Source organism: Cerasibacillus terrae, from assembly GCF_008039555.1.
GTDB lineage: Bacteria > Bacillota > Bacilli > Bacillales > Amphibacillaceae > Cerasibacillus > Cerasibacillus terrae.
On record NZ_VDUW01000002.1, the window covers coordinates 193,302 to 207,231 of the forward strand.

Consider the following 13,930-nt stretch of genomic DNA (forward strand, 5'->3'; position numbering starts at 1 on the left):
CTAACCCAACTTTACATATTATAAGGGAGGAATATGGATGGAACACGTCAAACAGACAGACCCAGAATTATATGAAGCAATCCAATTAGAGAAAAAGCGCCAACAAGAGAAAATTGAACTTATTGCATCAGAAAATTTTGTATCAGAATCCGTAATGGAAGCAATGGGATCCGTATTGACCAATAAATATGCGGAAGGATACCCAGGTAAAAGATATTATGGTGGCTGTGAGTATGTAGACATTGCTGAAAATCTAGCACGTGACAGAGCGAAAAAACTATTTGATGCAGAACATGCCAACGTACAACCACATTCAGGTGCTCAAGCAAATATGGCTGTTTATTTTACTATCCTAGAAAAAGGCGATACAGTTCTTGGAATGAATTTAAGCCATGGTGGACATTTAACACATGGAAGCCCTGTTAACTTTAGTGGTAAATTGTATAATTTTGTCGAATATGGTGTAGACAAAGAAACAGAACAACTAGACTATGACGCTGTTTTAGCAAAAGCTAAAGAAGTACAGCCGAAATTAATTGTTGTTGGAGCAAGTGCATATTCTCGTAAAATAGACTTTACCAAATTCCGTCAAATTGCTGATGAAGTGGATGCTTATTTAATGGTGGATATGGCACATATTGCGGGTCTAGTAGCAACAGGATTGCATGATAATCCAGTACCACATGCTGATTTTGTTACGACAACAACACATAAAACATTACGCGGACCTCGTGGTGGAATGATTTTATGTAAAGAAAAATATGCAAAACAAATTGATAAATCTGTATTCCCAGGTATGCAAGGTGGCCCATTAATGCACGTCATCGCAGCAAAAGCAACCTCCTTTAAAGAAGCATTATCAGATGATTTCAAAACATATTGTGAACAAATCATTAAAAATGCAAAAGTCCTTGGTGAAGCACTTGTAGAGAACGGGATTCGTATCGTTTCAGGTGGAACAGATAACCATCTACTTTTACTTGATGTGACACCATTAAATCTAACTGGAAAAATTGCAGAAGAAGTACTGGATGAAATTGGAGTTACAACAAACAAAAATACGATTCCATTTGATACAGAAAGTCCGTTTGTAACAAGTGGAGTTCGTATTGGTACACCTGCAGTAACAACACGTGGTTTTAAAGAAGAAGAAATGAAAGAAGTTGCTTCTATTATTGCTTTTGCTCTTAAAAATCATGAAGATAAAGATGCTCTTAACGAAGCAGCAAAACGTGTAAAAGATCTGACAGATAAATTTCCATTATATGCATAATATAAAGGATGCCTTGTAAAAGGGCGTCCTTTTCTTATAGGAATGGTTGAATCTGAATGCGTTTTTCTGTAAAATCGAATGGATGCCAAAAAATAAATAAAGATAAGGAGTGTTTAGGCAAAATGGGAACAGTACATGTACTTGACCATCCATTAATTCAACATAAATTAACACATATAAGGGATAAGAATACTGGAACAAAGGATTTTCGTGAATTAGTTAATGAAATTGCAATGTTGATGGCATTTGAAATCACAAGAAATCTGCCTTTACAAGAAACAACGATTGAAACACCAGTTCAAGAAGCAAAGGCTAACGTATTAGCTGGTAAAAAAATTGGTCTAATTCCTATTTTGCGTGCAGGATTAGGAATGGTAGACGGCATGGTTCGTTTAATACCTGCAGCAAAAGTAGGACATGTCGGTTTATATCGAGACCCAGAAACATTAGAACCAGTGGAGTACTACATAAAATTACCATCTGATATTTCCGAACGTGAGTTAATTGTCCTTGATCCAATGCTTGCCACAGGTGGTTCTGCAGCTGATGCGATTCACTCCTTGAAAAAACGTGGTGCAAAACAAATTCGTCTCGTGTGTATTGTTGCAGCCCCTGAAGGTGTTGAAAGAATTAAAAAAGAACATCCGGATGTAGATATTTACCTAGCTGCACTTGATGAGGGCTTAGATGATAAAGCATATATTGTTCCAGGTCTTGGTGATGCAGGAGATCGCCTATTTGGAACAAAATAATAACGATAAGAAAGAACTTCTCCGTGTCTTATGGACATGGAGAAGTTTTTTGATTCAAGTCATTTTCTTAAAAAAATGTCCTTTACTACTGCTATGGTAAATCGATGCTATAAGCAGACCGAACACATATAGACTCTTACGGGAAATATGAAGTGTATTTCAACTGTGTTAGCATGGTTGATAAAAATATTAATAGCTTTAAAAAAGCTTTGATTTGTTTTTCGGTCACCAATTCCCATTTGGATGCCCGTTTTCTTGCTTTTCTTAGTATATCGGTCACCAATACCGATTTGGATGCCCGCTTTCTTGCTTTTCTTAGTATATCGGTCACCAATACCCATTTGGATGCCCGCTTTTTTGCTTTTCATAGTATATCGGTCACCAATACCGATTTGGATGCCCGTTTTTTTGCTTTTCTTAGTATTTCGGTCATCAATACCCATTTGGATGCCCGTTTTTTTGCTTTTCATAGTTTATCAGTCATCAATGCTGATTTGGATGCCCGCTTTTTTGCCTTTCTTGGTATTTCGGTCACCAATACCGATTTGGATGCCCGCTTTTTTGCTTTTCTTAGTATATCGGTCATCAATACCTATTTGGATGCCCGTTTTCTTGTTTTGCTTAGTATCTCGGTCATCAATACCCATTTGGATGCCTGTTTTCTTGCTTTTCATAGTATATCGGTCACCAATACCGATTTGGATGCCCGTTTTTTTGCTTTTCATAGTATATCGGTCATCAATACCGATTTGGATGCCCGCTTTTTTGCTTTTCTTAGTATATCGGTCATCAATACCCATTTGGATGCCCGTTTTTTTGCTTTTCATAGTATATCGGTCATCAATACCGATTTGGATGCCCGCTTTTTTGCCTTTCTTAGTATTTCGGTCACCAATACTCATTTGGAAAACTTTCAATTACCCATGCATGTTTTCCCTTATTTTCCAGATAATAATTTGAAAAGGAGGGTTGATTTGCATGAAACAGTACATATGCTTTTTTGTTTTGGTTTTCCTTTTAGTAATCCCGATGGTTACGGTGGATGCATCATCAAATGAACAACACCCACCACAACAACAAGGAGAAGTTGAACAGGAAGAAAAGGAACAATCGATTATTGTCGAAACATCAAAAGACCCCCATGAAGCGAAACAGTATATTGAAACATATCATCCATCCATAAAAGTCGTTACCGTTTATGATCAATTATTTCAAGGAATGGCACTAAAAGCATCTCCTGATAAGATAGAAAAAATCGGGACCCTTGATTTTGTACAAGCCATTCATCCTGTGCAAACATACAAAATCGATTTGTCTTTTAAGCAAGCGAAGGAGAAAAATGAGTTGTTGAAAAATGTCGAAGATGCAGTTATCCCTTCTGATTGGAACAAGACAAATTATACAGGAAAGGGGGTCAAAGTGGCTGTAATTGATACAGGAATTGATTATGAACACCCTGATTTAGAAGTGAATTATAAAGGTGGATATGATTTAGTTGATTTAGATGAAGATCCGATGGAAACAAAACGTGAAGAGGGAATTCCTACCTTACACGGAACCCATGTTGCGGGTATTATTGCAGCAGATGGTCAATTAAAAGGGGTTGCTCCAGATGCTGAAATTTATGCATATCGTGCACTAGGTCCAGGTGGAATAGGTTCATCCATTCAAGTTATTGCAGCATTGGAACAGGCTGTTAAAGATGGAGCAGATATCATTAATCTATCACTCGGAAACTCTGTAAATGGTCCTGACTATCCAACAAGTATCGCTGTAAATAAAGCGGTAGAATTAGGAACAGCAGTTGTGATTGCAAATGGGAATAGTGGTCCTGAAACATGGACTGTTGGTGCACCCGCTACCGCAACGAAGGCAATCTCTGTTGGGGCATATCATTCAGCTGGACAAAAAGCGTCCCTTTATGATTGGAAGGAAAATAAACATATCGCCTTTGAATTAATGAGGGGCTCTGTACCGTGGAAATTAGAAAAAGATTATCCAGTCACTTTATATGACCGAAAGCAACCGCCAGATTTACATGGGAAAATTGCGCTTATTCCAAGGGGGAAAGTACCATTTTACGAACTTGCGAAACAGGCAGAAAAGCAAGGTGCAGTAGCAGTAATAATCTACAATCATGAAGAAGGTGTTTTTCAAGGTGCAATCCAGGGAGATGAACCGGTTGGTATTCCTGTTGCAGCTATTTCAAAACAAGATGGGAAAGAATTACGACAAAGAATAGGCAATGAGGACTATTTTTTACAAACGAAATATCAAAAGGTATTAGAAGGAATCACTGATTTTAGCTCGCGTGGTCCTGTTACTGTGAATTGGCAAATTAAACCAAATATTGTCGCACCAGGAAAGAATATTTTAAGTACCATTCCATCTGGTTATGAAGTGTTGAATGGTACAAGCATGGCGGCACCCTTTATATCAGGTATTTTCGCATTAATGAAAGAAGCACACCCTGATTGGACAAATGAAGAAATTATAAGCACCTTACAAACGACAACAAAAATGTTAGTAGATGATCAAAATCAACTTTTAAATCCGAGTTTACAAGGGATGGGTCTAGTCCAAATTGAGAAAGCATTGGATCCGGACACCATCATTCATCAGCCTTTTTTAACATTTGGAAAAGCATTAGGTTTTACATCCAAAGTAAAGCAAGATATATGGATAGAAAATAAATCTAACCAAGAACAAATCTATTATTTTGATATTCCTAAGAAACAATCTGGTGTTCACTGGGACATTCCACGATCTGTTCGTTTGAAGAAAAACGAAAAAAAACGAGTGACAGTTGGATTAAATATTAATACAATGCTTACTGACAAAGGTCTGCATGAAGGATGGTTACAATTAAATGCAGGAGAAACAACGTATCAGCTTCCATATACATTCATTAGTAAAGAAGCAAAAAACCCTAAACTAATGGGATTTGAATTTTCTCTGAAGCCTTTTTCGAAAGAAGAATACCAATATCGCTTATATGCCACAGATGAAGTAGAACAAATAGATATTTCACTCTACGGTATGGATACACTTTTATATCAACAACATCTATTAACAATTGATCAAGTAGAAATAGGTGTAAATGAAGGATATATTTCCAAAAAGCATATAAAAGCTCCGGGATTTTACCGTGCTTTAGTAACAATTCAGCTTAAGAATGGAACATATGAGAACAAGGAGACCGAGATTTATATCGAACCATGATGGTTAAAATACGATAGGAAATCCCTTCACGTACGATTACCAGAAGAAGGTTTGTATTACTTGAAAGTGAATAAACAAACGTATGTTTGAACAAAGAAACCACAAGAAAAAACTCATTATTCTTATAATTCCCAAATGTTCCCATAAATGTTCACAAAAATGTTACATTTAATTTTATCAATTAATACTATAATGGGTTGTAGGCGTTCTTTATATGTTGTCGTTTCCTATTTTTTTCATATGTTCTTAAAAAACTTCCTATTGTAATTAAGTTGTCAAACGTTGAATCTTCTTTTTATTCATTAGTAATCGAGTGGTATCACAACTATCGAATGTTACATATTTGATTCATCAAAAGTCATCGTTGAAAAAGCGCTTTCGAAGGCTAAGATTCTACTAAAAATGAGCTTAAATTTAGGGAAGATAAATAGAACATAAAAAATATCGATTATTGTAAGAAACCAATTGACAACAGTGTTTTGCTCATGTAAACTTGCTTAGTGTAGAATAGTGGATTTCCACTACACTCATAGTGGAAATGCTAACTTCTCTTATTAAAACAGCCTATAATAGTGAGTTGTTTTGAAAATGTATGATTCATTTGTAAAATGAAACCCGATACATAGGAAGTTGGCTGAATAAAACAATAGACAAGCTACTTGAGAAGTAGTGAAGTGTGTCTGGCAACCGATGAATAATTGAGGAGTAGAGTGAACATGTCGCAATATAGGAAGATGGTTATACGACAACGTAAGTGGATGCTCTATCTCTTATCTGTCATTGTACTTGGTGCAGGTTTTAGTCCTTATCCGATGTTTTTCTTCGGATTATTGTTAGGGAGTGTGTTTAGCTTTTTTAACTTATGGATACTTCACCGAAACATGGAACGACTTGGTGAAGTAGCAATTAGAAAAAGAAAAAGAGCAAGCATTGGGACGTTGACACGATTAGGAGGTGCCGCGTTAGCTACGTTAATCGCACTTCGCTATGAAGAATACTTCCATATTATAGGAGTTGTTATCGGATTATGCTTATCATATGCCGTAATCATAATTGATCTTGCTGTCTATTATGTAATGCAAGAAAAAAGGTCATAATACTTTCTATAATAGGGTACATATTCTTCAATCAAGTTATAATATTGCCTGAAAAGAGGTGATGAAGTTTGGAAACAAAAGCACCAATTGTAGAAAATTTGTTTGGGATTCCTTGGCTTTCAGTTAATTTATCGAACATTTTAATGATTACCTTAGTATCTATTATCGTTTTTGTATTTTGCGTAGTAGCAAGCCGTAATTTACAAATGAAGCCAACAGGTCTACAGAATTTTATGGAATGGTTTATTGAATTTATTAAAGGCATGATCAATGATACGATGGATTGGAAAACAGGGAAGATATTTCTACCACTTGGGTTAACACTCTTTTTATTCATCTTAGTTAGTAACCTAATAGGACATGTTATGGTGATTGTTGTTGATGATGTTTCATGGTGGGGTGCCCCAACTGCAGATGCAGGTGTAACATTAACGCTAGCAATGATGGTTATTTTATTGTCACACTATTATGGTATTAAAATCAGAGGACTAAAAGGGTATGGGAAGAAATTCATTGAACCAGTACCATTTATGCTTCCTTTCAAAATAGTAGAGGAGTTTACCAATACGTTAACACTTGGTTTGCGTTTATTTGGTAACATGTTTGCAGGTGGTATGTTAACAGCACTGATTATTGGTATAGGTGCGAAAGGTATTGGTGGCTCTCTAATGGCAGGAGTACCAATGCTGGTATGGTCAGGTTATGAATTGTTTATCGCTGGTATTCAGGCGTTTATTTTCACTTTATTAACGATGCTATACATCTCTCATAAAGTGGAAGAAAGTCATTAAGTTTGTTTGTGAAAATTGTGTTTTAACTTTAAGAAATCATATTTTCTTAATGTAAAATAAAAATAATCAAGGTAAATATAAAAGGAGGATATTTAACATGGGAGCTTTAGCAGCAGCAATTGCTATTGGTTTAGCAGCATTAGGAGCAGGTTTAGGTATTGGATTGATTGGTGGAAGAACAGTAGAAGGGATTGCACGTCAACCAGAACTACGTGGACCACTAACAATTACAATGTTAATGGCTATCGCACTAGTTGAGGCTATTCCTATCATGGCGGTAGTTATCGCATTCATGGTACAAGGACGATAATCATAGTTTCGTTAAAAAAATATGCGTGGCGGGATTCGTTTCCGGATGAATCTACGCCATTCCTTTATGTACAATAAATGTTTGAGTGAAATAGATGAAAGTTTTTTAGAATTGGATAGATACTGAAAGGAGTGAATTCTGTGCATTTTTACAGTGAGTTTTTAACACTTGGAGCTGTGGGCGGTCTTCGAACTGCTGACATGATTTTCACTTTAGTTTCCTTCATTGTTTTGCTTGCCTTATTGAAAAAATTTGCTTGGGGTCCATTAATGGATGTCATGGAAAAACGTGAAGAATATGTAAAAGATGAAATTGAAACGGCAGAAAAAAACCGTAAAGAAGCAGAAATCGCCTCAAAAGAAGCTACAGCCCAATTAAGACAAACAAAAGAAGAAGCACAAAAAATCATTGATGATGCTCGTAACACTGGGAAACAAGAAGAACAAAAGATTATCCAAACAGCTCGAGAAGAAGCAACACGTCTCAAAGAAGCAGCTGAAGCAGATATTCAAAATGAGAAAGAAAAAGCAATTCAAGCATTACAAGACCAAGTTGCCTCATTATCTGTTCTTATTGCCAGCAAGGTAATTGAGAAGGAAATCAGTGCACAGGATCAAGAAAAATTGATCAGTGAATATATTAAAGAGGTAGGAGAAGAGCGATGAGTGAAGCGATAGTTGCTAATCGATATGCAGATGCTCTCTTTCAAGTTGGGACTAAAAAAAATATATTAGATCAATTAGTTGATCAATTCCGTGTTGTAAAAGAAGTTTTTCAAACAAATGAACAATTACGTCTTGTGTTGGGACACCCGCAGATTAATCATGCAAGAAAACAAGAATTAATCGAATCTGTGTTCCAAAGTATGGAAAAAGACGTTGTGAATACATTAAAGTTACTTGTTGAACGTGGAAGAGTAGAAGTTATTCCATCCATGGTTGAACAACTAATTGAGCAAGCTCATGAGCAAAAAGGAATAGCAGTTGCAACAGTTTATTCTGTTCGCAAGCTTTCTGATGAAGAAGAAAAAGCAATTGCAAAAACAATTGCAATACGCTTTCAAAAACAAGATGTACAAATTAAAAATATTGTCGATTCAACGTTAATTGGTGGCATTAAAGTCCGAGTTGGAAATACAATATTAGACGGTTCGATCAGTGGCAAATTAGAGCGTATGGAACGTCAATTTGCAACAGCGAACAAATGAGGATAGGGGTGAAATGGTATGAGCATTAAAGCTGAAGAAATTAGTACGTTGATTAAACAACAAATCGAAAATTTCGAATCAGATATTAAAGTAAGTGATGTCGGAACAGTAATTGAAGTTGGTGACGGTATCGCACGTGCTTATGGTCTTGACGATGTCATGGCTGGTGAGCTTGTTGAATTTTCAAACGGCGTAATGGGTATGGCACAAAACCTGGAAGAGTCAAACGTAGGTATCGTTATTCTTGGGCCATATACAGATATTAAAGAAGGCGATGAAGTTCGTCGTACAGGCCGTATTATGCAAGTACCTGTAGGGGAGGAACTATTAGGACGAGTTGTTAATCCACTTGGTCAACCAATTGATGGTCGTGGACCAACAGAAACGACAAAAACTCGCCCAATTGAAGCTCCAGCGCCAGGGGTTATGGATCGTAAATCTGTTCATGAACCACTACAAACTGGAATTAAAGCGATTGACGCACTTGTTCCAATTGGTCGTGGACAACGTGAATTAATTATTGGTGACCGTCAAACAGGTAAAACAACGGTAGCAGTTGACACCATTTTGAATCAAAAAGACGAAGATATGATTTGTATTTATGTTGCAATTGGACAGAAAGATTCAACTGTTCGTGGAACGGTTGAAACATTCCGTCGTTATGGTGCACTAGACTATACAATCGTAGTTAGTGCTTCTGCAGCAGATCCAGCACCATTGTTATACCTCGCACCATATGCTGGTGTATCAATGGGTGAAGAGTTCATGTATAATGGTAAACATGTGCTTGTTGTTTATGATGATTTATCTAAACAAGCAGCAGCATATCGTGAACTTTCCTTATTATTACGCCGTCCTCCAGGTCGTGAAGCATTCCCTGGTGATGTATTCTACTTACACTCACGTCTTTTAGAACGTGCAGCTAAGTTAAGTGATGCTAAAGGTGGCGGATCATTAACAGCATTACCATTTGTTGAAACACAAGCAGGTGACATCTCTGCTTATATTCCAACAAACGTTATTTCCATTACAGATGGACAGATTTTCTTACAATCTGATCTATTCTTCTCAGGTGTTCGTCCAGCGATTAATGCGGGATTATCTGTATCTCGTGTTGGGGGAGACGCCCAAATTAAGGCAATGAAAAAAGTTGCTGGTACATTAAGACTTGACCTTGCAGCTTTCCGTGAATTAGAAGCATTTGCCCAATTCGGTTCAGACCTTGATAAAGCAACACAAGCGAAATTGAATCGTGGGGAACGTACAGTTGAAGTACTAAAACAAGGTTTGCATAAACCATTAGCTGTTGAAAAACAAGTAATGATTATTTATGCCCTTACAAAAGGCTTCTTAGACGATATCCCGGTAAAAGATATTCTTCGTTTTGAAGGAGAATTCAACACATGGCTTGACCATAATCGTGAAGATCTACTAGCTTCTATCCGAGAAACAGGTCAATTACCTGATGCAAAAGACATGAATGAAGCTGTAGAAACGTTTAAGAAAACATTCTTGCCATCTAATAAATAATAAATATTCTAGATCGTTTTTATAATAGATAAAGTTGGAAAGTGGCTAAATGAAGGAAGGTTTAGCGATCCTTCATTCCCCCACTTCTAACACAGACTTCTGTTAGGAAGGATGGTGAAAAAGCTTGGCATCATTAAGAGATATAAAGCAACGGATTGATTCAACAGAAAAAACGCAACATATTACCAAAGCAATGCAGATGGTATCTGCCTCTAAAATGGCAAAAGCAGAATTAAATGCTCGTTCATTCGTTCCTTATAGTGAAAAACTTCAAGAAGTTGTAGCACACATTGCTTCTAGTACAGATGCAACACATCCTATGTTACAGAAACGTAACGTGAAAAAGACAGGTTATGTAATAATTACATCTGATCGTGGGCTAGCTGGTGCATACAACAGTAACGTTTTAAGAAGTTTTTATCAAACCGTACAAGAACGTCATAAATCAAAAGATGAATATGCCATTATTGCAATCGGACGAGTTGGTTATGAGTTTTGTACGAAAAGAGAATTACCAGTAATAAAAAGTATTCTCGGTCTAGCGGATCAACCGAATTTTGCTGATATTAAAAAGCTTGCAACTGAAACAGTGCAAATGTATACAGATGAAGAAATTGATGAACTGGTTATTTTCTATAATCACTATGTGAGTGCTATCTCACAAGTTGTAACGTCCAAAACGTTATTGCCAATTACAGATATGGAAACAGGATCAAGTTCAACAAGTCAATATGAATATGAACCAAGTGAAGAAGCTATTTTAGAAGTGCTTCTACCACAATATGCGGAAAGTCTTATTTATGGTTCATTACTTGATGGAAAAGCAAGTGAGCATGCTGCACGTATGACAGCAATGAAGAGTGCTACAGATAACGCAGATGAACTTATCGAAGACTTATCATTGGCATATAACCGTGCACGCCAAGCAGGAATTACACAAGAAATTACCGAAATTATTGGTGGAGTGGCAGCATTAGAATAGCTCCATGATATAAGTTTTTAGTTCGTTAGGAGGGAAACGGATGAGTAGAGGACATGTTACTCAAGTAATGGGACCTGTTGTTGACGTTAAATTTGACGAAGACAAACTCCCAGAAATATATAATGCTTTGACTGTCCATTTTAATACAGATAATGATGATCAAACTGGTAAAGAATTAACATTAGAAGTAGCACTTCATCTTGGGGATAATACAGTTCGTACTATCGCTATGGCTTCCACAGATGGAATTAAGCGTGGAATGCCGGTAGAAGACTTAGGTAGTCCAATCTCTGTCCCAGTAGGTGAAGTAACATTAGGTCGTATTTTTAACGTACTTGGTGAGAACATTGACCTTGATGGAGAATTACCAGCAGATACAAGAAAAGACCCGATTCACCGTGAAGCACCTAAATTTGAAGATTTAACAACAGAAACAACTATTTTAGAAACAGGAATTAAAGTTGTTGACTTATTAGCACCTTATATTAAAGGTGGAAAAATTGGATTATTTGGTGGTGCGGGTGTAGGTAAAACCGTATTGATTCAGGAATTGATCAATAACATCGCACAGGAACACGGTGGTATTTCCGTTTTTGCTGGAGTAGGTGAACGTACACGTGAAGGAAATGACCTTTATTTTGAAATGAAAGACTCCGGTGTTATTGCTAAAACAGCAATGGTATTTGGTCAAATGAACGAACCACCAGGTGCACGTATGCGTGTAGCTTTAACAGGTTTAACAATGGCTGAATACTTCCGTGATGAAGAGGGTCAAGACGTGCTCTTATTCATTGATAATATTTTCCGTTTCACACAAGCTGGTTCAGAGGTATCGGCACTATTAGGTCGTATGCCATCTGCGGTTGGTTACCAACCAACACTAGCAACAGAAATGGGTCAATTACAAGAACGTATTACATCAACAAACAAAGGTTCTGTAACATCTATTCAGGCTATTTACGTGCCAGCGGATGACTATACTGACCCGGCACCAGCAACAACATTCGCACACTTAGATGCGACAACAAACCTTGACCGTAAATTATCTGAGCAAGGGATTTATCCAGCTGTGGACCCACTAGAGTCTAGCTCACGTGCACTTGACCCAGAAGTCGTTGGTGAAGAACACTATGAAGTAGCAACAGCTGTTCAACGTACATTACAACGTTACCGTGAACTTCAAGATATCATTGCTATCCTTGGTATGGATGAGCTTTCAGATGAAGATAAACAAACCGTTGCACGTGCACGTCGTATTCAATTCTTCTTATCTCAGAATTTCCACGTTGCTGAACAATTTACAGGACAACCAGGATCATATGTGCCTGTAAAGGAAACAGTACAAGGTTTTAAAGAAATTCTTGAAGGTAAGTATGATGATTTACCTGAGGATGCGTTCCGTCTTGTTGGTCGTATTGAAGAAGTAGTTGAAAAAGCAAAAGAAATGCAACAATAACTTTGACATAAGGCAGAGATGGTAATTGGTCCATTCCTAGAACCGATTGCTTTATCCAGAAGAACGGAAGAACTCTTCTGGTCCTTGCCTGTCTAAGGAGGGGTTTCATTGAAAACACTAGATGTGAGTGTTGTTACTCCTGATGGCCCAGTTTTGGAAGACAATTTTGAAATGGTTGTCTGCAAGGCGGAAAACGGGGAGATCGGTATTCTGCCAGAGCATATTCCATTAGTGGCACCACTTACTATTGGTGATGTGCGATTAAAACGTGATAATAATACAGAATATATTGCCGTTAATGGTGGTTTTGTCGAGGTTCGTCCTGATAAAGTAACCATTCTTGCGCAATCTGCAGAAAAATCATCAGATATCGATGTTGACCGAGCACAAAAAGCAAAGAATCGTGCTGAAGACCGCCTGCAATCTAAACAGGATCATGTGGATTTTCAACGGGCTGAATTAGCACTCAAACGAGCAATGAACAGATTAAAAGTGGCTCAAAAATAATGATACATTACCCATGACATTTGTCATGGGTTTTTTGTCGCCGATTCACTTGCTACAACAAGACCCTCGCTTAAAAAATTAAAGAGAAACCAGGAATTGTAAGTGGTCATTGAGGATTTTCAATGAATGGAGATTCATTTATGTTTAACAAAGTGAATCTTCACTATGAGATCGGTAGAATAAATTCAAGGAAAGTGTGCATGCTTCTTTGAAAAGTGGATTTTTGTAGAAAATAAAAATCGACCGATAAAATTCACGCTTTATTTAAAGTAATAATTATTTTTGTCGATATTTCCCTGGAAATAAGGAAATATATCCTAATTTATTTTGACAATTAATTTATCCATGTTACATGATTAAGACTTTAGTCTTGAAAAACTACAATATTTTCATGTCTATAATCTTTGTATTCATTAATAAAATGAAATTTGTAGTTGGGATAAATCTTTGACAATTATCTCTAATAATGGCAAAGTAACAATAAGTAATAATCTAAAGAAGGTGGAAAAATATAAATGTTTTCAATCGGACAAACAGCAATAATAAGTATGATTTCCCATTTAATTTTTATTTTCCTAACTTGGAAGGCGATGCAATCGGTAAAATTCGATCCATTAATTCGAAAAGGGAAAGCTCTGGAAGCACGTATTTTCCTTTTATTTATAGCGATTGCCATTGGAGCAGGAGTCAGTCGTTTCTTCCTTGAGTTTTTGCAATGGTCTAGTGATCTAACATTTCTTTTTAATTAAGCAGGTCTGTTTTCTATCCAGTTTTTTGCCTTTTTTTGTCATAAATTGCGTAAT

14 protein-coding genes are annotated in these 13,930 nt (G+C 36.8%); all 14 read left to right on the forward strand.

Annotation, left to right across the window (positions count from 1 at the left end; translation table 11 throughout):
• The first annotated feature begins 37 nt into the window (after positions 1-37).
• The 14 genes from FHP05_RS04370 (at position 38) to FHP05_RS04435 (ending at position 13,876) form a co-directional block, all read left to right on the forward strand.
• Positions 38-1,273, forward strand: a complete 1,236-nt coding sequence (locus FHP05_RS04370; RefSeq protein ID WP_147666027.1) for a serine hydroxymethyltransferase — start codon at positions 38-40, stop codon at positions 1,271-1,273.
• A 122-nt stretch (positions 1,274-1,395) separates the two neighbouring features.
• Positions 1,396-2,025 (forward strand): uracil phosphoribosyltransferase, encoded by a 630-nt coding sequence (gene upp / locus FHP05_RS04375; RefSeq protein WP_147666028.1) that lies wholly within the window; start codon positions 1,396-1,398, stop codon positions 2,023-2,025.
• A gap of 152 nt (positions 2,026-2,177) precedes the next feature.
• The gene (locus tag FHP05_RS04380) at positions 2,178-3,083 is read left to right on the forward strand and encodes a hypothetical protein (protein ID WP_147666029.1); all 906 of its coding nucleotides are present in this window, start codon (positions 2,178-2,180) and stop codon (positions 3,081-3,083) included.
• Positions 3,004-5,247 carry a S8 family serine peptidase gene (locus tag FHP05_RS04385; RefSeq protein ID WP_230973920.1) on the forward strand — a complete coding sequence of 748 codons (2,244 nt, stop codon included), beginning with the start codon at positions 3,004-3,006 and terminating at the stop codon, positions 5,245-5,247. Before FHP05_RS04380 ends, FHP05_RS04385 begins: the two co-directional genes overlap by 80 nt.
• A gap of 716 nt (positions 5,248-5,963) precedes the next feature.
• Positions 5,964-6,344, forward strand: coding sequence for an ATP synthase subunit I (locus FHP05_RS04390; RefSeq protein WP_147666030.1), 381 nt, complete (start codon positions 5,964-5,966; stop codon positions 6,342-6,344).
• Positions 6,345-6,412: 68 nt separating this feature from the next.
• On the forward strand, positions 6,413-7,135 hold the full coding sequence (atpB, locus tag FHP05_RS04395) for a F0F1 ATP synthase subunit A (RefSeq protein ID WP_147666031.1): 723 nt from the start codon (positions 6,413-6,415) through the stop codon (positions 7,133-7,135).
• Between the two features lie 97 nt (positions 7,136-7,232).
• Positions 7,233-7,445, forward strand: a complete 213-nt coding sequence (gene atpE, locus FHP05_RS04400) for a F0F1 ATP synthase subunit C (RefSeq protein WP_146938438.1) — start codon at positions 7,233-7,235, stop codon at positions 7,443-7,445.
• A gap of 140 nt (positions 7,446-7,585) precedes the next feature.
• Entirely contained in the window at positions 7,586-8,110 is a 525-nt protein-coding gene (gene atpF, locus FHP05_RS04405; RefSeq protein WP_147666032.1) for a F0F1 ATP synthase subunit B, read from the forward strand.
• A complete protein-coding gene (locus FHP05_RS04410) occupies positions 8,107-8,652 on the forward strand; it encodes a F0F1 ATP synthase subunit delta (protein WP_147666033.1) in 546 nt (181 codons plus the stop codon). Before atpF ends, FHP05_RS04410 begins: the two co-directional genes overlap by 4 nt.
• Before the next feature lie 18 nt (positions 8,653-8,670).
• Entirely contained in the window at positions 8,671-10,182 is a 1,512-nt protein-coding gene (gene atpA, locus FHP05_RS04415; RefSeq protein ID WP_147666034.1) for a F0F1 ATP synthase subunit alpha, read from the forward strand.
• Positions 10,183-10,306: 124 nt separating this feature from the next.
• Positions 10,307-11,164 (forward strand): ATP synthase F1 subunit gamma, encoded by an 858-nt coding sequence (gene atpG / locus FHP05_RS04420; protein ID WP_147666035.1) that lies wholly within the window; start codon positions 10,307-10,309, stop codon positions 11,162-11,164.
• Between the two features lie 40 nt (positions 11,165-11,204).
• Positions 11,205-12,620, forward strand: a complete 1,416-nt coding sequence (gene atpD / locus FHP05_RS04425) for a F0F1 ATP synthase subunit beta (RefSeq protein ID WP_147666036.1) — start codon at positions 11,205-11,207, stop codon at positions 12,618-12,620.
• Positions 12,621-12,728: 108 nt separating this feature from the next.
• A complete protein-coding gene (locus FHP05_RS04430; RefSeq protein WP_147666037.1) occupies positions 12,729-13,127 on the forward strand; it encodes a F0F1 ATP synthase subunit epsilon in 399 nt (132 codons plus the stop codon).
• Between the two features lie 515 nt (positions 13,128-13,642).
• Positions 13,643-13,876, forward strand: a complete 234-nt coding sequence (locus tag FHP05_RS04435) for a DUF1146 family protein (RefSeq protein ID WP_147666038.1) — start codon at positions 13,643-13,645, stop codon at positions 13,874-13,876.
• Positions 13,877-13,930 lie beyond the last annotated feature (54 nt).